The sequence below is a fragment of the Salinigranum salinum genome (assembly GCF_009176545.1).
Lineage (GTDB): Archaea > Halobacteriota > Halobacteria > Halobacteriales > Haloferacaceae > Salinigranum > Salinigranum salinum.
On sequence record NZ_VTOJ01000002.1, the window covers coordinates 544,505 to 565,024 of the forward strand.

The window sequence follows — 20,520 nt, forward strand, 5'->3', positions numbered from 1 at the left end:
GCGGACAGATGAGCTCCGAGACGGACCAGCTCAGCGCCGGAGGACGTCGTGGCGCTCCTGGCTCACGGTCCCCCAGACGTCTTCGACTTCGACCGTCGGCCACTCGCCCGTCGTCGTCAGCGTCTCGAAACCGTCGGCCGTGACGAGGCTGGTGTCCTCGCTCTTCGCGCCCTGTACGGTCGGGTTCCAGGCGTACGCCATCGGTTCGTGGACTCGTGGCCCGCTGTCGGGTGTGGCGATCCACTCCCTGCCGGCGTAGCCGGCGGCCCCGCCCTGGTGGTGGTTCCGCCACTCGCCGTCCCACCCGACGCTCGCGTAGGCCTCCTGTACGTCGGCGAAGACGTTGCCGGCACGACCGGCGCGCGTGGCCGCCACCTGCGTCGCCGCGAGCGCCGACGTCTCGATCCGGGCGGCCGCCGTGTGTCGCTCCGGGAGCCACCCGGGGGGGTCGAACGCGACCGTCCGCGTGAGGCTGGCGTACAGCCCGCCGCGCTGGGCCGTCACAGAGACGAGGGCGTAGTCGCCCAGTCGCGCTTCGGTGGGGGTGTAGTGGCGGTACTTCCCGGCCCTGTCGGCCCCGCCGACGAGCGCGACGGGCGACTCGATCCCGCGCGCGGAGAGCGCGACGCGGAGCGCGGCGGCGACCTCCCGTTCCGTGTCCTCCGGTTCGAGCGCCCGACAGATCCGCTCGACCGCCGTCGCCACCTCGTGGCCGAGGTCTCGATAGCGGTCGACGTCGGCGTCGGTCAACGGCTGTCGGAGCGTCGAGGCGTCGACCGACTCCCACCCCTCGACGTCGACGGCGATGTCGGCCGCGGCCGGCGTCGGCGAGCGGTCGGCGAGGGCGTCGGCGAGCGACCCCGCGTGCCACTCGGACGACTCGACGGCGAACGCGTCGGGGAGTTCCTCCTCGGCCAGTCGCTCGGCCTCGATGTCGTTCGTCACGACGCGCACCTCGTCGCCGTCGTACCCCGCGGCCGCGACGCCCGCCGGGGAGTCCCGGTCGACGACGTTGCTCGCACCGCCCGTGAGCCAGGCGAAGGAGTTGGGGCGAGCGAACCACACGGCGTCGAGGTCGCGCTCGTGCAGGTAGTCGTCGAGTCGCCGGGTCTTGACGTCGAGGTCGGATGCGGCGGGGGCGTCGGTCATACCCGTCGGTCGTCACGCCCGCGTATTGAATCGGGTGGTGTCGTCGAACCCTGCCGTCGGGACCCGGATCGGGTCGCCGTCTCGAGAGATCGAGAGGTCTCCTCGATAGATCGGGTAGTGTCGTCGAGACCGACGTCGGCGTCGAGCCGATCCCGCTCGGGTAGTGGCTCCCCACCCGCGGAGAGACAGAGTCAGGCATAAGTACGGACGGTCCCGAGTCCGAGGTAATGAGCCAGTATCGCCCCTCGTGGCTGTCGTTTCGGCGCTTCGCGGCGTTCACGACGGCCCTCGTGCTGACGCTCGTGATGCTCGGGGTCTACACCGCCGCGACCGGCTCCGGGCTGGCCTGCTCCGCGCAGTGGCCACTGTGTGACGACGGCCTCCTCCCGCAGACGATCCCGTCGTTCATCGAGTGGTTCCACCGCCTCGTCGCGATGGTGGCGGGCTTCTTCATCCTCGGAACCGCGCTCTGGTCGTTCTCGGCGGGGGATCGACGGACGAAGGCGACGGCGACGCTCGCGGTCGTCCTGCTCCCGCTCCAGATCTCCATCGGCGCCGTGACCGTGACGCTCAACGGTCTCCTCCCGCAGGGGTACTCTCCACCGACGCAGGGCGCACACCTGGTTGTCGCGCTCACCATCTTCACGGCGCTCGTGGTGACGACGCTCCGAGCCTACCGGAGCGAGTGGACGCGCCCCCCCAGACGTCGTGCCCGCAACGCCCTGCTCGTCGCACTCGGACTCCTGCCCGTGGCCGTCGTGCTCTCGCGGGTCGTCCCGGTGGTTCCGTACTCACCGGGCGCGCAGGCGGGTTTCTACGGGGTGTCGCTGACGCTCGTCGCCGCGCTCGTCGCGAGTGTCGTCTGGCTCGGGGGGACACCGGCGGCACGCTTCCGCCTGCCACTCGGCGGGGCGCTCGCGGCCGTCTTCCTCGCGCTGTTGCTCGGTCGCGACCTCGTGTTCTACACGCCCGTCTGGCGGCTGCTCAACGCCGCGCTGTTCGTCGTCGCCGGTGTCCTCGTCGGTGGTGTCGTCTGGGCGGTTCGTCGTCAGGACGCGCCGATCCGCAGGGATCGATCCGGCGTCTCCGGCGACCGGGTATCCGACGACTGAGTCTCGCGCCCGCTACTTCGGTCGCGGGGTGCCCGAACGGTGGATAATACACCCTTGGTCACGACTTCAGTGTATTAACTCTCGAGACTGTCTCTAAGCTCATCTGGTAAGCGTTAAATGTTCTCGGCCGTCACCGAGAAAGTATGGACCGACGAACGTACATCAAGCTCAGTTCCGTCACGGCCGCGGGTCTCGGACTCGCTGGCTGTACCGGAAGCGGCGGGAGCGGTGAAAGCAGCGGCGACGGCGAGAGCGGGAGTGGCGGCAGTAGCGACGGCGGAAGTGGGAGCGACGGCAGCAGCGGCGACGGCAGCAGTGAGGAGATGACGGAGGCCGAGACGACTGAGTCGGTCGTCCCCGAGACGGTCGTCATCGGCTCTGACATCCCGTACCGACCCTTCGAATACGAGACGGCCGCGGGCGAACTGAAGGGGTTCGACGTGGAGATCGCCCAGGCCGTCTTCGAAGAGCAACTCGGCGCGAGCTACGAGTTCAAGAAGACCTCCTTCGACACGATCATCCCCTCGCTGAACAACGGGAACTTCCGCGTGATCATGTCCGCGATGACGATCAACGACGAGCGCGCCGAGCAGGTCGACTTCTCGGAGCCGTACTTCACGGCGTACCAGACGATCATCGTCCGCGAGGACTCCGACATCTCCTCGAGGGAAGACCTCCGCGGTGCGGCGGTCGGTGTCCAGAAGGGGACGACGGGCCTCGGCGCGGCCGAGCAGTTGCAGGAGGAGTTCGACGGCGACCTCAACCTGAAGGAGTACGACCAGATCACGGGCGCGTTCGACGCGCTGATGAACGGGCAGGTCGACGCCGTCATCAACGACAACACGGTCAACGCCGAGTTCGTCAACAACCAAGAGGGCGTCCGGTTCGTCGAGGGCGAGGGTGCGGCCGCCGAGCAGGGCGAGAACGCCCCGCCGTACCTCACACTCACGGTGGAGAACTACGGCATCGCGTTCCGCCAGGACGACGACGCCTTCCGCGAGCGGGTCAACGAGGCGCTCGCCGCCATCCGCGAGGACGGCACGTACGAGGAGATCTACTCGAACTACTTCTCCGGCTGATCGACGCTGGCCCCGACCCTGACACCGACTCCGGTGTCGACGTCGGGAACCCTCTCACTTTTCACGTCACACCATAACACACCCAACAATGGCCGAATCATACTCGACCGACTCGGTGCCGGTGGAAGACCGGGTCGACGAATCGGTGATCAACGACCGGACGTTGAAGTACGCGGGTATGGCGGTGTCGAGCCTCTTCGCTATCGTCGTGGTCGGCCTCATCGGCTACATCGTCTACGCCAAGGTGAGCTTCGACCTTCTCATCACTATCTTCCCGCGGTTCGTCGACGCGTACGTCCTCGTCCTGCAGATATTCGTCGCGGGGAGCGTTCTCTCCGTCATCGGCGGGGTCTTCGTTGGCTTCATGCGGGTGTCGAACACGAGCCCGACCAAGACCGTCGCCAGAGCGTACGTCCAGTTCTTCCGTGGGACACCATTACTGTTCCAGATCATCATCGTCTACTTCGGGATTCCGGCGCTGTGGACCGGCACCTTCCCCATCCAGAACTGGGAGATTCCGGCGGCGATCATCGCTCTGACGCTCAACCACGCGGCGTACTCCGGCGAGGCCATCAGGGGTGGCATCGGTGCGGTCCCCGACGGCCAGCTGGAGGCGGCGCGCTCGCTCGGCATGTCGTACACCCAGGGGATGCGCGAGGTCGTCCTCCCGCAGGCGTGGCGCAACGCGCTCGCGGCCATCGGCAACGACCAGGTCATCCTCGTGAAGGACACCTCGCTCCTGACGGTGATCGCCGTGCCCGAGATCATCAGCGTCTTCCGGAGCGTCAACAGCGCGACGTTCGACCCGTGGACGCCCATCGTCCTCACGGCGGTGGCGTACCTCGGCATCACGCTCCCGCTGGGCTACCTCGTCGGCTACCTCGAAGACCGCTCGGACTGGGGTGGTGACCGCCGATGAGTCGAAGCCGACAGCGGGGTCGGGTCGAGGGCCAGGCACTCGTGGAGTTCGACCAGGTGGACAAGTACTTCGGCGACACCCACGTCCTGAAGGACGTCTCGCTCGACATCGAGGAGGGTGACGTCACCGTCGTCATCGGCCCGTCGGGATCGGGGAAGTCGACCCTTCTCAGATGCGCCAACCGCTTGGAGGAGATCCAGGGCGGGGAGATCCGTCTCGACGGCCAGTCCATCTCGTCTCCCGACGCCGACATCGACCGGCTCCGCCAGCGCATCGGGATGGTGTTCCAGTCGTTCAACCTCTTCCCGCACAAGACCGCGCTCGAAAACGTCACGCTCGCGCCGCGGAAGGTGCGCGGCGTCGACAAACAGACGGCCCGCGAGCGGGCCGAGCGCCTGCTCGACCAGGTCGGTCTCGGAAAGCAGAAAGCGTCGTACCCGAACCAGCTTTCCGGCGGCCAGCAGCAGCGCGTCGCCATCGCCCGTGCGCTCGCGATGGACCCGAAGGTGATGCTGTTCGACGAGGTGACGAGCGCGCTCGACCCCGAACTCGTCGGCGAGGTGCTCGGCGTCATGCGCGACCTCGCGGAGGACGGCATGACGATGATGGTCGTCACCCACGAGATGGGCTTCGCCCGCGAGGTGGGCGACCGCATCGTGCTGATGGCCGACGGCGAGATCGTCGAGACCGCCGCGCCGCAGAAGTTCTTCGACGATCCCGACACCGAGCGCGCGAAGCGGTTCCTCTCGCGGATGCTGTAGCCGGCCTCCCGATCCGACGTCCCTCGCGGAGACGTTCCCGAACTTCTATTCGCGATTGATAGTCAGGGAAGAAGACTTATATCGGCGGCTCCGCTCCCCCTCGGTGATGACACTCGCATCGACGCCCGACCGTCCCCACAAGGACCACGAGATCGGTTCGCCCTCCCTCACCGACGCGCGTCCGAAGACGGTGCTGTTCTGTGCGTGCGGCCGGGAGGCCCCCGCGGACGCGTGGCAGACGGAGCACGACGACGGCCGCTGGATCGTCGGGTGCCCCGACTGCGGCGAGACGCTGACCGTCCGCTGATCGCTGCGGGGCGGTACGCCTACGGTCCCGTGACGTGAGTGGGCCGTATGGAGACGGACGAACTCACCGAGACGCTCCGGGAGGCGGGGCTCTCGCCGTACCAGGCGGACGCGTACGTCGCGCTCCTCTCGCTCGGGTCGGCGGCGGCGGGCGACCTCGCGGAGGCGAGCGGCGTCCCCCGCCCCCGGATCTACGACGTCCTCCGCGACCTCGAGGCCGCGGGCTACGTCACCACGTACGAACAGGACCGCCTCTACGCGGAGGCCGTCCCCCCCGAAGCGCTCCGCCCCCTTCGCGACCGCATCCGGCAGTTCGAGTCGGCGCTCGACGAGATCGACGCCCGGTACCGGACGCCGGCGACCCGCGACAGCGACGTGACGCTCGTCTCGCAGTTCGATACGGTCTTCGAACAGGCGAGGCGCGACATCGACACCGCCGACCGACACGTACAGGCCGTCCTCACGTCCGCGCAGTTCTCGGACCTCCGCGAGGCGCTCTCCGACGCGTACGATCGGGGAGTCTACGTCCAGGTGTCGCTGCACGCGGCGGACGGTGAGACCACGCCCGACGCGGACGCGTTCGAGGGCGTCTGTACCGAGGCCCGTCGCCTCACCTTCCCGAAGCCGTTCCTCGTCCTGACCGACCGGCAACGGGTCAGCTTCTCCCCCAAGGGCCGGTCGATCGACGAGTACGGGGTGCTCGTCGACGACCGCGCGACGGCGTTCGTCTTCCACTGGTTCTTCCTCACGAGTTGCTGGGAGGTGTACGACCCGATCCACGCCGACTCGCGCGACAGTCTCCCGCTCGCGTTCGTCACGATCACGGACGCCGTCCGCTACATCGAAGACCTCGTCCACGACGACGCGACCGTCCACGTCGTCGTCGAGGGGTACAGCGTCCAGACGGGTCGTCGACGCACCGTCTCCGGCACCGTCGTCGACGTCGACTACCTGGGACACGCGGGTGACGGCGAGGAGGTGCCCTCGCTCGTGCAGCTGGCCGCGCGGGCGACGATCATCGTCGAGACCGAGCAAGGAACCGTGACGGTCGGCGGGGAGAACGCGCTCGCCGAGGACGTGAGCGCCGACCGGATCGTCGTCGAACGGATCGACCGCGACTGACGTGTCCGCCCGCCGAGACGTCTGTTACAACGGCTATTGTTAAGAAAACTGACAAGACTTATCTACCCGCGCGGCCTCTCTCGAGACGAGGATGACGATGAACCAGAACGACTCCCAGACCCAGACCCGAACCGAGAACGTGACCACCCGCCGCCGCGGCTTCATGAGCTGGTGGACTGCCGCCGGACTGGCCCACGGCGCCGGCGCGGGATAGCCACGACGAACCCACCGACCCGTGGTCCCGCTGACCGCGACTCCTCCGCTTTTCCCGATACCGACACCGACATGATCGCCGCTACCGACGTCCCTGCCTCCGTCACTGTCGCGGTCACCGTTCCAGCCGCTGTCGCTGCCAGCGTCAGTCTCGACCCACTGCGAGCGTTCGTTCGGCTCGAACGGTGCAGTGGTGGGTGCAGCGTACTATAGCGGCCGGTGCCGAGCACTGCACCAGTCGGTCCCGAGTTACGGTACCAGTCAGTCCCGAGCTACGGAACCAGTCGATCCCCAGTACTCCAGCGATCGGTGCACGCTACCGACCACCGGCATCACTACGCGCGGCCGCCGACAGTCACGGACGGTGCTCGACGGCGTCCCCACGTTCTGGCTCCTCCCCGTGGGGTCCGACGCTAGTCGTCCTCGTCACCATCGTCGCCGTCGCCGTCGTCGCCGTCGCCACCGCCGCCGTCGGCGACCGCGTCCGAATCGGGATCGGCGTCCGCGTCAGCGTCCATGTCGCCGTTGGACCCCCGTGACCCGGCCGACGACGAGGAGTCGTCGACCGCGACGACGTCGACGCCGCGGAACTCGAACCGTGCCCCACCGTCGGTCCCGTCTCGGACCGAGACGGTCCAGCCGTGGGCGTTCGCGATGCGCTTGACGATGGCGAGACCGAACCCGGTTCCCGCCCGATCGGTGGTGAAGCCGGACTCGAACACCTTGACGTGGCGGTTCTCCGGGATCCCCGGGCCGTCGTCTTCGACGAAGAACCCGAAGACGCCGTGTTCGTCCTCGAGGGGACCGACCCGGACGGTCGGGTCGGGCCCGGCGTGTTCGAGGGCGTTGGCGAAGAGGTTCTCGAACAGCGCACTCAGGCGCTCCTCGTCGGCGTGAACCCGTGGGAGCCCCTCGTCGAGGACGTACGAACCGCCGTCGAGGCCGACGGTCAGCGCCGCGGCCTCCGTGACGTCGACGAGCGACACCGCCTCGGTGGTGTTGACGACGCGTCCTTCCCGGGCGAGTCGTAGCATGTCGTCGATGAGCCGCCGCATCCGGTCGTGGGCCGTCCTGATCCGCTCGAGGCTGTCGGCCTGTTCGTCCGTCGCGGACTCCTCGACGAGCGTGAGGTACCCCTCCGCGACGTTCAGCGGGTTACGGAGGTCGTGCGAGACGAGTCGAGCGAACTCCCGCAGCCGTTCGTTCTGTTCGCGGAGGCCGTGCTCGGCCTCCTTCTGCTTCGTCACGTCGCGGACGGCACAGACGAAGCCGCCTCCCTCGAGATCCGTCAGCGACTTCGACTTCGGGAACGTCGATCCATCGTCGCGGAGCCCGACCGACTCCCCGTGCCAGCTCCCCTGTTCCCTGAGCGCCGGCAGGATCTGGAGGTACATCCGCTCGTTCTCCTCCGGCGGATTGATGTGTTCCCACGACGTCCCGATCAGTTCCTCCCGGTCGTAGCCGTACAGTTCGGCGTACGCGTCGTTCACCTCGACGAACTTCCCGTCGGCGTCGACGACCGCGATCCCCTCCTCGACGGCCTCCATCGCGAGCGCCTGCAGGTCGCGCTCGGCCTCCGCCCGGCGGCGAGCCACCGCGGCCTCGATCCGTGCGGCGAGGATCTGGTGCCCACCTGTCACCGACTTGCGGACGTAGTCCGTCACGCCCGCGGAGATCGCCTCACTCGCGACGTCCTCGTTCCCGTGGCCCGTGTAGATGATGAACGGGACCTCCGCGTCGTGTTCCCGCACCGCTTCGAGCAGATCCAGTCCGTCGAGCTCGGGCATCTCGTAGTCCGAGACGATGCAGTCGATCGGGTCGTCGGCGTCCTCGATGGCGTCGAGCACCGCCGTGCCGGACGGGACGCCACGGACGCGAAAGTCGGGGGTGGTCGTCTCGAGCAGGCGCACGGTCGTCTCACGCATCACGTCGTCGTCGTCGGCGACGAGAACGTGGATCGTCGATCGCCGCGCGCCGGTTGCTTCCCCTGCGATCCGTTCCCCCTCGGTCATACTCGATTGAATTCAGTTATCAGGCCACGGTAATAAGTCGTGTGCATCCAGAGATCACCGGCGATCGGCCGTCCGTGTCGTCGCGGGCTCAGGTGAAGTCGAACAGACCCGACTGACCGTCGTCACGATCCGCGTCGGTCGAATCAGTCTCCCCCTCGTCGGTCTCGTCGGCCTCTGTCGCGTCGGCAGTTTCGCCCGCCTCTGTCGCGTCGGCAGTTCCGTCGGCCTCGGTCGCGTCGTCGGTGAGGGCGTCGAGCGTCGTCGCCGACGACGCCGTCTCGTCGTCGGCCGCCGCGTCCGACCCCGACTCCGCGTCCGCCCGGCGCGTGAAGGCGTCACCGGCGTGTGCCTCGATCTGCTCCTCGCGGCGTTCCTCTGCGTCGGCGACGATCCCCTGCACCTTGTTCGTCGACTCGCCGCTCCCCGTCACGTACGCGACGTGCGAGGCGTCGAAGTCGTACCACGCCGCCATCTCCACGGTGAGCTCGCGAGGTTTGCAGTGGTGGGTCATCACCTGCAGGAGCGGCAGGACCTCGCGGCGGGCAGTGGCGACGCTCACCCCGGCCGACTCGGCGATCCGTTCGGTGACGGCGTCGCGCGTGGCGTCCTTCGTCGACCGCCACGGGGCTCCCCCGTACCGGGTCCACCCGCCGCGCGTCCGGTCCCGCGAGGCGGCGACCCCGGCGGAGACGTTGTCCGTGACGTACCGCCAGTAGCGGTACTCCTGGGTGGCACGGACCCGGCCGAGCCACCGATCGGCGTTCGCGAGGAACTCGTACGCGCGTGCGAGCTCCGCGCCCTCGTACACCATCGACACCTTGTCCTCGATCCACGCGGTGAGGTCGTCGGGCGTCTCGTCCGTGTCGTACGCGGTCCGGAGCGCCGCCTCGGAGGTGTCCTCCTTGAGCACGCTGTCGAGGAACGAGAAGACGTTCACTGTCCGGTCCCGACCGCCGGAGGTGACGTCGTCGAGCGTGAGCGACGACTGCCCGCCGACGGAGCTCTGGAGGTCTCTGACCGCCGACCGCAGGTCGCCGTCGTTCGACTCGGCGATCCGCTGGAGCGCCTGTTCTTCGAACTCCACGCCCTCGCGCCGACAGATGTCGCGCAACGCGGGCACGATCGACCGCGCCGAGACGTCGCGGAACTCGATCTCCCGGCACGCGTTGCGCATCCCCCGCGACATGTCGTAGTAGTCGTTGGCGATGAGGACGATGGGCTGGTTCGCCTCCTTCAGGAGTTTCGTCACCGCCTGTTTTCCCCCGTAGTCCTTCTGGTAGTGGATGTTGTCCGCCTCGTCGAGGATCACCAGCTGGCGTCCTCGGTCGCGCTGCCCGCGCGTCGACGCGTCCGTCGCCCCCGCGAGCGTCGTGTTCATCGCCGCCCGCCCGGCGAACCGCTCGATGACGTCGGCCGTCCGCTGGTCGGACGCGTTCAGCTCGACCGTCTCCCACCCCCTGTCCGCGGCCAGCGCGTGCGCCGCGCTCGTCTTGCCGACGCCGGGGCTGCCGTGGATGACGACGGCCTCCCGGTGGTCGTCCCACGTGTCGGCCCACTCCTCGAACTCGTCCCGGGCGCTGTCGTTGCCGCGTACCTCCGACAGGGTCACCGGGCGGTACTTCTCCGTCCAGTCGGCCATTACGGGAGGAAGGGGTGAGGCGGGTTTAGTGGTTGCGGAGGGCTACTCCTCGGCCACGCTCTGGAGGTCCAGACGGGGGACGAAGCCTTCGTAAGCCCCATCGCTGGAGACGACGGTGTCTCCATCGGATTCGACGAGATGGAGTGCGTCGAAGGGAGTGAACCCGTGATCTTCGACGTACGTGGCGGCCGCGACGACCGTATCCACGTCGCCGCGAACGTCCACGAGCTTTGCGGCGTTCGTGACGACTCGTTCCGTGTCTCGGCCCTCGCGGTACGCGACCAAGAGCAGTTCGATGAGCGTGAACTGCGACGTCCACAGCTCGTCTCGGTGGGCGCGATACACCGCCTCGGCGGCGTCACCGAGCCAGTCATCGTCTTTGATGAGTGCGAGAAGGAAGTCGGTCTCGGCGTACATTCAGCGTCCGGCCTCGTCCAGCGCCGCTTCGCGGGCTTCCTCGCGAAGTTCACTAGCCGTCTTCTCGACATCCGCAAACTCCTCCCGGAGCGCGTCGAGAGGGTCGTCCGCGACCGGAATCAACTTGATTCCGTCGTGAAGTTGGACGATGTGGTAGTGGTCACCGTATCGTTCTCGCATCTCCTTCGGGAGCGTCAGACGCCCCCGGTCGTCTAGTCTCGCGTCCGACATACACCGACGTATGATGGGTAGAGACAAGAATATTCCCCATATCTGCAGATACACCCACCGAAGGCGTCGCCGGGTGCGGTAGGTCATCACCTCGTGGGTGACCAGTCGTTGAACGGCGACCCAACATGTTTACACACAACGTACACACGACTTCGCCAACGTCTCCGTCCAGTCGGCCATTACCAGTGGAAGGCGGGAGGGAGGGTTAGTGGTTCCGGACACCGGAGCGGTCGGGCGACGCGTCGAGTGGCCTCCAGACGGTTGGACTGCCGAGCCCTCACGTGCGGCTCACCGGCGTACAGCGACCGCTCGGTCGGCTGGCTCCCCCGTAGTAGCGACACCCGTCTGATCGAACGCCCTCGACAGAGCCACGCTATCGAGCCCGCTCGAACGGATCAGAGCTGGCGACGGCCGTGACTCGCTTGCTCACGGGCTCGTGTCGATCGACGGTGCGACTCGATCCGATAGCCGTCGAACGGGACCGGGGTGGATTTATCAGGTCGGCTGTCGTCCGGGTGACGTATGTCCCGCGCAGAACCGATGGACGAGGCCGAAATCGACGGGTTCCTCGGGAACGAGGGAACGGGCACGCTGGCGTTCGCCCAAGAAGACGAATCGTACGCAATTCCCATCTCGTACGGGTTCGACGCCACGGACGGGACGTTCTACTTCCGCCTGGCGTTCCACCCCGACAGCGAGAAACGAGCCTTCCTGGGACCCGACAGTACGGTGTCGTTCGTCGTGAGCGAGGAGACCGACGAGGGCTGGCGGAGCGTCGTCGCCCGTGGTCACCTCCGCGAGACCGGCGAGGCCGCCATCGACTCCAGCGTCGTCGAGGCCATCCGCCGGGTCAACATCCCCTTCTTCACCGTCTTCGACCGGCCCGCGCGCGACCTCGACTTCCAGCTGTTCAGGCTCCGACCCGACGAACTCACGGGGCACAAGCAGACCTGAGGTCGGTCGACGCGACCGATCGCGGCACGGCTCCGGACTGACCGATGTCTCCCGACAGCGCCCGCCAGGTGGCCGGTGGGCGTCGATCGGCTCGAACGCGACGCGGTCCACGTCGGGCGTCGCCGGAAGCGGGGTTCGCGTCGGGTGATGCTCGGGCCGGGGTCCACGCTGGTGTCGAACACCGAGAATCACCCACCGGCTTTTGACGCACCGGGACGTATCTCTCGTATGACCGATCCTCGCTCGATCGAGATGGACGACGAAGCGCGAAACGAGTTCCTCGGCACCGGCGGGACCGGCGTCGTCTCGTTTCCGACAGACGCGGACGACGCACCGTACTCTCTGCCGGTGTCGTACGGTTACGACGAGGCCGACGGCGACTTCTACCTCCGACTCGCGTTCGGTCCCGAGACGGAGAAAGACGGCGTCGTCGCTGACCACGCCTCCGTCTCGTTCGTCGTCTACGACCAGACGGACGAGGGCTGGCAGAGCGTCGTCGCGACCGGCCGTCTGGAGGAGGTGACGGAGGCGGCGATCGACTCCGACGTGGTGCAGGCGATGCGCCGGGTGCACATCCCCCTCGTCGACGTGTTCGGCCGCCACCCCCGGGAGCTGACGTTCCGCTTCTTCCGACTCTCGACCACGGACATCTCCGGTCGGAAGGAAGCGCGGAGCGCCGACTGAGTGGTCACGGCCGGCTCGCGGACGGAGGGCGGCGGTCCCGCCGAGTCACCGACTCGTCGGCCCGTCGGGGAGGAACCCCGAGACGAGGTCGCCGCCGAAGAGCACCGCCTCGGGGTCGTTGAGCGTCGTCGACTCCTCCAGCGGGTCGCCGGCGACGACGAGCAGGTCGGCGTCCGTTCCCGGTTCGAGCGTCCCACAGCCGTCGAGACCGACCGTCTCGGCCGCGGTCTCGGTCATGGCGGCGAGCGCTCCCCGCGGGGAGAGACCGTGTTCGATCATGAACGTGATCTCCGCGGCGTTCGAGCCGTGGTAGTTGAACGGCGTGCCTGCGTCGGTCCCGCCGGCGATCCGCACACCCGCGTCGACCGCCCGGGCGAACGACTCGAGGTGGGCCTCGTAGATGTGGTCGGTCTTGCGCGCCGAGTCGGCCGTCGCCCACTCGACGTTGCGGACGATGTAGTGCGGGGCCGAGAGCGTCGGCACCAGGGTGACGTCCTCGGAGACGAGCAGCTCGATCGCCTCGTCGTCGAGAAAGGTGCCGTGTTCGATGGTGTCGACGCCGGCCAGCGCGGCCGCCTTCGCGCCGTCGGCGCCGTGGACGTGCGTCGCCGCGTGCAGGCCGTGGCGGTGTGTCTCGTCGACGAGCGCGTCGAGTTCGTCGTCCGTGAGCGCGACGCGGTCGGGATCGGTGCCGGGCGTCGTCACCCCACCGGTGGTCATGAACTTGATGAACTCCGCGCCGCGTTTGACCTGCTCGCGGACCGCCTTCCGAGCGTCGACCGGGCCGTCGATCTCCCGGCCGAGGTGGTGGCCGTGCCCGCCGGTGATCGTGATCGAGCGGTCGTTCACGACCATCCGTGGGCCGGGGACGTCGCCACGGGTGACCGCCCGCTGGAGGTCGAGGTCGACTCCCCGGGCGGCCATCACGCGCGTGCCGGTGACGCCCGACTCCAGGGTCTTCCGGGCGTTTCGTGCCTCGACCAGCGCGAGTTCGGCGTCCGACAGTTCGACGACCGACTCGACGCTCGTCTCGCCCGACAGCGAGAAGTGGACGTGGGCGTCGACGAGTCCCGGCATGAGCGTCCGCCCGTCGAGGTCCACGATCCGTTCGTCGGACCGTGGGCTGAGGTCTCCGACCGCGTCGATCAGCCCATCTGCGACCCGGAGGTCGCCCTCGTGGTCATCGGTACTGGACAGGAGACGGGCGTCGCGCAACAGCATCTACCGCCCGTCGGAGTGGGACGGGTATGAATGTGTGTGAATCGACTCCAGGCGTCTCCGCCCGAGGTCAGAGCGATCGGGCGACCATCTCGCCCCAGTGCTCGAACCCCCACCGACCGTAGAAGGCCCGCGCCCGGTCGTTCTCGCGGTCGACGTCGAGCACCAGTCGGTCGAGCGGGGGGTCCTGCGCCCGCGCACAGTCGAGCGCCGCCCGCATCAGGTCGTCGGCGATCCCCGTCCCGCGGGCCGGCGGGTCCAGATACACCTCGTTCAACACGGCCGCGTCCCAGATGTACGCCAGTGACGCCGGGAGCACGAAGACGTACCCGATGGGCCCCTCCTCGTGAGCCGCGACCTGGACACAGTCGGGGTCCTCGTCGACGCACCGCCCGACCCACGCCAGCCACTCCGTTCGGTAGTCGTCGGTGAGTTTCTCGGCGTAGCGTGCGCGCTTCTCGTCGCCGCCGGTCCCGTCGCCGAGTCCGAGTTCGAAGCCGCGCTTGAGCGACCAGAGCTCGTCGGCGTCGTCCTCGCGGAACGGTCGGACCGTCGTCGTCTCGTCGGTCATGCACCCTGTTCGTGTCGCGCCCAACTGAAGCGTTCGTTCTCCGGTCGTGGTGCTCCCGCGTCCGCCACCCTCGTCGCCGACCGACTTTCGTGTTGATTTCGTCATCAAGTCCACCAGACAGCGAAGGTTTCGAGCCGTGATTCGGCGATGGGGAGCGTCGCGTTCGAGATCGTATTTGAGACCCCGAGGGTTCCATCATCTTATATCACGAAAGATACGTTCAGTGGGATTCCGATGTTCGTAGCGGCACACGCGAAATCGGAGGCCGAGTCAGTCGAGTGTCGCCTCGAGGTGCGCGGCATCGTCAGCGAGAAAAGTGACGTTCGCTACTTGCTGTTTCTCTCGAAGCTCGCGGAGACCCATTGCCGTGAATTGCGTTCTTCGCGTCCGAAAGGGCCGAAAGTGGAGGAATTAGTTTACGCCGGGATGAACGCTGCAAACAGCCAGTCTGTGTCCATTGTCGAGAATCACCGTCTCGTCAACCGCGATCTAATTCGGATCTCATCGATGTCGGGCCGTAGATCGACCTTCCGTATCCAGTCGTGAATCGCGGTTCGACTCCGGCCGGGCACCCAACCGTTCGATATTCTTTTGTATCACCGATTTTCAATTCGCAAGATAGAATTGACTAGCCACTTCAATTGCAAACTCTATGTATCCGTTCTCGCGCCACAGACGCAGAGCCGATCACTCGGTATTTCGGCTGAAGCGGTTGAATTCGGGTACAGACCGTTAGAACTTCAACCGCCCCCTTCCTGACTTAATACGACCAATTCCTCCGCCCGGGGCTTGATTTTCGCCGCTATCGATTTTGAACTCACACAGTTCAAGAACGATCGCTGATCTCCATCACAGTTCAACGTGCGCATCAACGTGCACATCAACGACTTATACACCTCATGAGTGGGCAGTCAGCAAACTGTCCCGAATCTCTTGATCTGTTCGCACCCACTAAACACGTCTAAGGTCGCACCAAGCGCTCAACGGTTGAACACCGGTCAAGGCGATTCTAAGTCTGACCGTGGTCACATTTAATATCTTCTATGACAGTTCACTAACCAAAGTGAGTGTTCAATTGTTCATACTACAACGACTGGCAACGATTGTGACGGGTATACAAAATAGTCAACATACGATTCAACATGAACCCGGAAATTTCACGTCGTGACATATTAGGCATGTTCACCCTCTCAGGAACGAACGTATCGCTTGATCCACAGAGACCCAACACTCAACAACCGATCGATCACACACGGAGACAATCTTTCGGAGATAGTCCAGATATCTCCGCAGATTCAGCGACGTTCGAAGCTAGAACCGACAAACAAACTGTCGAACCGGGTGAGAGATTTAGGGTTTCTTTCTCGTTCACCGATCCGGATGCTGAATCGTACGAGTCGTACGAGAGTTTTACAATTAACCCATTTAATTGTGAAGGAATACCGGAAAGTTGGGGGATTGTCGGTGGACACAATGATAATTTAGCTTGGACACCTCCAGGCCCGTTTAGATGTTCGGGGTGGCTTGGTGATTTTTTTAATCCCAATAGATCGTCTGTCGAGCCATATATAATATTCGAACTCGAAGACCCGTTATCAGGGTCAACCACCATCGACGCCAGTGTCGAATATCCAGACGGTTTCATTATTGACTCAGTGACGATAAATGTAGATACACCAACCCCGACCCCTACTCAAACCCCGACCGAAACCTCCCGTCCCACGCCGACAGCAACGGCATCGCCAACACCGAAAGTTACTGTAGACAGGACGACATCGACCGGTGCCCCTGCTCAGGTCAACGATCGATCAGGCTCACGTTTGACGCCGACCGTAGATGACGGAATCCTTGTTCGAGTGATCAGAAGCCTTCTCGCGGTTGAGGCGCTGGTCGCCGTCTCAACTATTGGAATCGTGTTGTTGATCGTGAAACTGTGGGAGAATCGACAAAATCGACAGCAATGAGCCACATGCCGATGATCAATCTCGCCTGGTCGTCTTTTTTTGCCGGTGGTGTCGTGACCCTCCTGTATATTGTCGCCCATCACGAGAATCACCTCCAGCGCACGCCCGTATCGGTGGTTCTGATCTCGATCTTCTTTTTTGCTGGTCTTCTTCAGCTGCCACCACTCCAATCAAGTCTTAGATGGATCCTCACGTTGGTGGCGTTCGCAGCGCCCGTCGCACTCAGCGTAATCGCCATCAGGGAGTTGATCAGAACCCCCCGAATAGACGAATGATCCCGTTCCAAATCTCGGCTTTCATTGAGGTGCTGCCCCCATGGCTCCCGCCAGTGGCGATGGCTGCTGGATTCTTTCTGCTGCTCGTTGGACTGATAGACGAAATCCTCTACGGGTACTTCGGACACTGGGCGGAGTACAACCGACCAGTGATGCTAGCTGTGAGCGTGTTTTTCACGGTGAGTATCGGGGGAGCTGGTTATCAGACGATCCACGCACAGCAGTTGACGTTGCTGTTCGCGCTGATGACCTTCATCGGTGGTCGCCTCATTCAAGGGGCGGTTGCTGCACAGTTGGGACAAAAGCTAATCAATAGCGTGCTATCAGGGTCATCAGGCTCTGGAAGAACCGTTAACCAGATCGTCGGTCACATCGTGTCATCGATACGACAGCGGGCGATCCTGCTTCTCGTCTCAGGAACGATTGTAGTCTACACCGGTGCGAGTATTACCGTGGTGGTTCTGTTCAACACCGGCGGGACGCGTGCCGTGGTCGAACGTTTCTGGCTGGGGATGTTCTTCCTCACCATGGCCGAATTGGCGTACGACTTCCGGAACTTCGCACACCGGATCTCTTGGATCGCCGCAATCGGTCTTATGATTGCGACGGCTGGAGCGTTCCTGCACAGTCCGGCTGGTTTCTCGAATCTAACTGTCGTTTTAACCCCGTATCTCAGCAATCCGATCCCGGATTGGATGCGACTCCCACTGGGCACAATCGGGTTTGTGTGTGGGGTCGTCCTCTGGGCGACGTTCTATATCCGATCCGTCAAAGCGGCACACGAGGACAACACGGCCCCGGACGCCCGTTGAGTGTTGCAGACTGCTCACGGGGCCGCCAGCAGCGGCACGAGTCACCATCGTCGATCCGGGTTCACGGTCTCTTCGTTCGATCAGACCGCTCCCTCGCGTAGTCGCCGTACAAACAGCATGAGTCCACCGCCTCCGAAACCGAGGATGCCCAATATCGCAAACGCAAATCGGTATCTCGCGGGAATGATCGGGAACGAGAGCAAGCAAATGCTGCCCGCAAGGATGATATACCAAGTAGTCCAGTTGTCTGCCGTTCCGTCCCGCGTCTCGTATCGGTTCAGGACGACGAAGCCACTCATCAGTGCGAGTAGGACTAGGAGACCGAGAGGGGCTGCAAGGAGGTCAAGCCACTCGTTCGCTGAGTTAACTGACTGCGAGCGCATGCGAGCCACTTGTGCTGCCGCTGGGATTACAACAAATTGGAAGACGAAACTCCCGACAATCCAGTAATGCTCATGCGTCACAGATTGATCGTCGACGCGGCGTGTTCGCCGTGCGATCACCCAGCCGAGGCCTACGACGAGTGGCCAAAGGAGTGCGAACGCGACCAAACCAAGCAGTCGGTACTCCGGTGTGCTGACGAGCACTCCGGTTCCCAGCACGGCCAAGACTCCCACGCTTGGGAAGATGGTCACCCCTGGTACCCGGGAGGGTGGCTCGCCGTCCGTCGTGTCGCGCTCCTCCCGCTCGTCCAAGAAGTACGGGAGCCGCCGAAATTCTCGAATCCAGGCCCAGAAGGCGAGTAAACCCATCACCGGCACCATTACCGCAATCCCGAGCAGATACCAGAAGGCTAGCAGTGCTTCAATATCATGTTGCAGGAGAGTCGCAGGGAGTGAGGGGACTGCCTCGATCACGTTCAGCCACAACGCCGGGAGAAGCGTCAAGAGTGTCCCAGAAAACAGTATACCCATAAACCCAAGCGAGATCAGCAGTAGCCCCTCAAAGCTCCGCAGTGCGTTCTCTAAGGTACCCACCAGAAACTTCTCGATGTCGAATCTTAGTGCTCGAATCCGGTCTTCGCTCGGTCCGATCGAGAGTCGAGAGAAAACCGCGCTTGCCAGTGCCCACCCGAAAAATACGAGATCGGGAAACGGATACGCTGAAATAAGAATGCTTGATAGTAGCCCGCTCAGTGCCACGGGGAGGGCTAGCAGCATTCCACCTACCGTCAGAAACAGTGCGGCAGCAAGAAGGCCACAGAGGCCGTCTCGTTCGAGCTCAGCCTCGATCTCGCCGATCACATCTTGTGCCGGCAGAATCCGGTCCACCAGCTCCGGTAACCGCCCGCGTGGATTCAGCACTGTCCATCCACGGACGAACGAGAGATACCACACGAGCAACCAGCTAGTGGTGAGGTAGGCCACGATCAGTACAACGACACCAACCCCTATCGAGTCACGAACGATATACTCGAACACCACGCCATGTACTACCGCACCCCCAGCGAATATCGTTTTAAACTCTCGGTCTATCTTGGCAAGGACAGCACCAGAGCCGTATGCCAGCGGTGCAAACGTGTAGAACACGACCGCAAACACCAGCCAGGTCGTCGCCGCTGTGACTATTTGAGAACCAACCACACCTCCCCAGAGGGAGATCAGTGGAACGAGGAAGTCTCCCCAAGAGCCAGTGAGGAGGTCAAGAATCGAAGCTCCACCGACCCAGAATTCTGGCATTCTGAGCCATCGCCTGATCGCGATGGTCATTCGAGTCTAGTAGTTTACAAGCCTTTGTATTTCAATGTCGGTGGTAGTTCTGTTACGGGACTGGCACCAGAGATGAACTGCGCGGTGCAAGCTACCGTATCGAGAATTCTTCCGACCGTTGAATCGTTATCCGAGTCCGTACCGAAGTCGTTCAGTCTGCTGAATGTGGGCCTGCTGATTCACCGGGCCGATTTATTGATCTTGATGTAGTGCGGGGCGCCGGTTGGCGTCTACGGTCAACGGAAGCGACGGTCCACCCGTCCTTATCGACGGTTGTCGCCCGGCAGTCATGCCACGGCGTCGTCGCCCTCGTGCGTCACGTGGGGCTGGCGACGATTCCCCCGTCGACGACGAGATTGTGACCGGTCACGTACGAGGCGTCCTCGCTCGCCAGGAACGCCGCGACGTTCCCCACATCCTCGGGTTGGCCGATCCGTCCCAGCGGAACGGCGTCAGCGAATTCGTCGGCCGTATCCTCGTCTTCGACCGTCGCCGCGGTCTCGATGATCCCCGGGTTGATCGCGTTCACCCTGATCCCATCGGCCGCGACTTCGACCGCGAGCGCTTTCGTGAGGTTCGTCACGCCCCCTTTCGTGGCGCAGTACATCGAGGTGTCGCGGAACCCGTACAATCCCGCGATCGAGGAGATGTTGATGATACACCCGCCATCGGGCTGGTCCCGCATCACGTCGATAGCGGCCTGACAGCCGAAGTAGACCCCGTTCAGGTTGATACCACACAACGACTCGAAGTCGTCCAGTGAGACGTCTTCGACGGGGAGCTTTCGGTCGATGCCGGCGTTGTTGACCATCACGTCGAGGGACCCGAACGCGTCGACGGTCCGAGCGACCGTGTCGCGGATATCCCCGATCGACTGCACGTCACACTCGACGAACTGCGCCTCTCCGCCGCGCTGGGTGATCCGCTCGTGTGTCGGTGTGCCACCCAGCCGCGGGTCCTCCCGAACGTCGGCGATGGTCACGCTGGCACCTTCACTCGCGAGCCGGGTTGCGATCGCTCGGCCGTTACCCGACGCGCCGCCGGTTACCACCGCAGCCACGTCCTCGAATCTGTTTGACATCGCAGTAAGCCCCATGACAGCGAGTGGCAAAAGCGTTCTCGGGGGCACGAGCGTCGTCGGGTCAGCGCCGTGACCGGCGTCGCGCACGGGTGTGCAGCGCATCTGCGAACGGGAGGTGGCCGCGAGATAGAGAACACGTTCCCCGTGTGAGACCGACTACGGGCGGGACTCGCCGATCTTCCTCGGGGTACGTTTCGAGGTACGACCTCCGTTCCGAGGTACTGTCTGATATATGTCATTAGCGATCGTCCTCTCGGGTGTGTCGAACGCGACCGAATCCGGAGGCTCGTAC

General features: G+C 64.5%; 20 protein-coding genes. 11 read left to right on the plus strand and 9 right to left on the minus strand.

Annotation, left to right across the window (positions count from 1 at the left end):
• Window positions 1-30: 30 nt before the first annotated feature.
• Complete coding sequence (locus FZP69_RS14335) at window positions 31-1,149, minus strand: M24 family metallopeptidase (RefSeq protein ID WP_152042086.1); 1,119 nt, start codon at window positions 1,147-1,149, stop codon at window positions 31-33.
• Window positions 1,150-1,376: 227 nt separating this feature from the next.
• Between FZP69_RS14335 and FZP69_RS14340 the strand changes: the two genes are divergently transcribed.
• The 7 genes from FZP69_RS14340 (at window position 1,377) to FZP69_RS23270 (ending at window position 6,662) form a co-directional block, all read left to right on the plus strand.
• Window positions 1,377-2,261 carry a COX15/CtaA family protein gene (locus tag FZP69_RS14340; protein WP_152042087.1) on the plus strand — a complete coding sequence of 295 codons (885 nt, stop codon included), beginning with the start codon at window positions 1,377-1,379 and terminating at the stop codon, window positions 2,259-2,261.
• A 143-nt stretch (window positions 2,262-2,404) separates the two neighbouring features.
• Window positions 2,405-3,340 (plus strand): basic amino acid ABC transporter substrate-binding protein, encoded by a 936-nt coding sequence (locus FZP69_RS14345; RefSeq protein ID WP_152042088.1) that lies wholly within the window; start codon window positions 2,405-2,407, stop codon window positions 3,338-3,340.
• Between the two features lie 88 nt (window positions 3,341-3,428).
• Window positions 3,429-4,259, plus strand: a complete 831-nt coding sequence (locus FZP69_RS14350) for an amino acid ABC transporter permease (protein ID WP_152042089.1) — start codon at window positions 3,429-3,431, stop codon at window positions 4,257-4,259.
• Window positions 4,256-5,020, plus strand: coding sequence for an amino acid ABC transporter ATP-binding protein (locus FZP69_RS14355; RefSeq protein ID WP_152042090.1), 765 nt, complete (start codon window positions 4,256-4,258; stop codon window positions 5,018-5,020). Before FZP69_RS14350 ends, FZP69_RS14355 begins: the two co-directional genes overlap by 4 nt.
• 106 nt (window positions 5,021-5,126) lie before the next feature.
• Entirely contained in the window at window positions 5,127-5,327 is a 201-nt protein-coding gene (locus tag FZP69_RS14360) for a hypothetical protein (protein ID WP_152042091.1), read from the plus strand.
• Window positions 5,328-5,374: 47 nt separating this feature from the next.
• Window positions 5,375-6,448 (plus strand): TrmB family transcriptional regulator, encoded by a 1,074-nt coding sequence (locus FZP69_RS14365; RefSeq protein WP_152042092.1) that lies wholly within the window; start codon window positions 5,375-5,377, stop codon window positions 6,446-6,448.
• Between the two features lie 91 nt (window positions 6,449-6,539).
• The gene (locus tag FZP69_RS23270) at window positions 6,540-6,662 is read left to right on the plus strand and encodes a hypothetical protein (RefSeq protein ID WP_275689366.1); all 123 of its coding nucleotides are present in this window, start codon (window positions 6,540-6,542) and stop codon (window positions 6,660-6,662) included.
• 412 nt (window positions 6,663-7,074) lie between these two features.
• Here the strand turns inward: FZP69_RS23270 and FZP69_RS22635 are convergent, their stop codons facing one another.
• The 4 genes from FZP69_RS22635 to FZP69_RS14395 all read right to left on the minus strand — a co-directional run bounded on the left by FZP69_RS22635 (window position 7,075) and on the right by FZP69_RS14395 (window position 10,960).
• Window positions 7,075-8,673 (minus strand): ATP-binding response regulator, encoded by a 1,599-nt coding sequence (locus FZP69_RS22635; protein ID WP_192918590.1) that lies wholly within the window; start codon window positions 8,671-8,673, stop codon window positions 7,075-7,077.
• A gap of 88 nt (window positions 8,674-8,761) precedes the next feature.
• On the minus strand, window positions 8,762-10,312 hold the full coding sequence (locus FZP69_RS14385) for a replication factor C large subunit (RefSeq protein WP_152042093.1): 1,551 nt from the start codon (window positions 10,310-10,312) through the stop codon (window positions 8,762-8,764).
• A 42-nt stretch (window positions 10,313-10,354) separates the two neighbouring features.
• Window positions 10,355-10,729: a PIN domain-containing protein gene (locus FZP69_RS14390; RefSeq protein WP_152042094.1), complete on the minus strand. Its 375-nt coding sequence runs from the start codon at window positions 10,727-10,729 to the stop codon at window positions 10,355-10,357.
• On the minus strand, window positions 10,730-10,960 hold the full coding sequence (locus tag FZP69_RS14395; RefSeq protein ID WP_152042095.1) for an AbrB/MazE/SpoVT family DNA-binding domain-containing protein: 231 nt from the start codon (window positions 10,958-10,960) through the stop codon (window positions 10,730-10,732).
• A 522-nt stretch (window positions 10,961-11,482) separates the two neighbouring features.
• On the opposite strand from FZP69_RS14395, the gene FZP69_RS14400 reads away from it, so the two are divergent.
• Entirely contained in the window at window positions 11,483-11,914 is a 432-nt protein-coding gene (locus FZP69_RS14400) for a pyridoxamine 5'-phosphate oxidase family protein (protein WP_204960024.1), read from the plus strand.
• A gap of 228 nt (window positions 11,915-12,142) precedes the next feature.
• Window positions 12,143-12,598 carry a pyridoxamine 5'-phosphate oxidase family protein gene (locus FZP69_RS14405; RefSeq protein WP_152042096.1) on the plus strand — a complete coding sequence of 152 codons (456 nt, stop codon included), beginning with the start codon at window positions 12,143-12,145 and terminating at the stop codon, window positions 12,596-12,598.
• 45 nt (window positions 12,599-12,643) lie between these two features.
• Here FZP69_RS14405 and FZP69_RS14410 read toward each other — a convergent pair whose 3' ends face one another.
• Both FZP69_RS14410 and FZP69_RS14415 read right to left on the minus strand, forming a co-directional pair.
• Window positions 12,644-13,819: a metal-dependent hydrolase family protein gene (locus FZP69_RS14410; protein ID WP_152042097.1), complete on the minus strand. Its 1,176-nt coding sequence runs from the start codon at window positions 13,817-13,819 to the stop codon at window positions 12,644-12,646.
• A gap of 67 nt (window positions 13,820-13,886) precedes the next feature.
• Window positions 13,887-14,387 (minus strand): GNAT family N-acetyltransferase, encoded by a 501-nt coding sequence (locus FZP69_RS14415; protein WP_152042098.1) that lies wholly within the window; start codon window positions 14,385-14,387, stop codon window positions 13,887-13,889.
• Between the two features lie 1,142 nt (window positions 14,388-15,529).
• On the opposite strand from FZP69_RS14415, the gene FZP69_RS14420 reads away from it, so the two are divergent.
• Both FZP69_RS14420 and FZP69_RS14425 read left to right on the plus strand, forming a co-directional pair.
• Complete coding sequence (locus FZP69_RS14420) at window positions 15,530-16,351, plus strand: hypothetical protein (protein WP_152042099.1); 822 nt, start codon at window positions 15,530-15,532, stop codon at window positions 16,349-16,351.
• 271 nt (window positions 16,352-16,622) lie between these two features.
• The gene (locus FZP69_RS14425; protein ID WP_152042100.1) at window positions 16,623-17,438 is read left to right on the plus strand and encodes a hypothetical protein; all 816 of its coding nucleotides are present in this window, start codon (window positions 16,623-16,625) and stop codon (window positions 17,436-17,438) included.
• A gap of 80 nt (window positions 17,439-17,518) precedes the next feature.
• Here the strand turns inward: FZP69_RS14425 and FZP69_RS14430 are convergent, their stop codons facing one another.
• Together FZP69_RS14430 and FZP69_RS14435 are read right to left on the minus strand one after the other, a co-directional pair.
• Entirely contained in the window at window positions 17,519-19,147 is a 1,629-nt protein-coding gene (locus FZP69_RS14430) for a hypothetical protein (protein ID WP_152042101.1), read from the minus strand.
• Between the two features lie 316 nt (window positions 19,148-19,463).
• Complete coding sequence (locus FZP69_RS14435; RefSeq protein ID WP_152042102.1) at window positions 19,464-20,228, minus strand: SDR family NAD(P)-dependent oxidoreductase; 765 nt, start codon at window positions 20,226-20,228, stop codon at window positions 19,464-19,466.
• Between the last annotated feature and the right edge of the window lie 292 nt (window positions 20,229-20,520).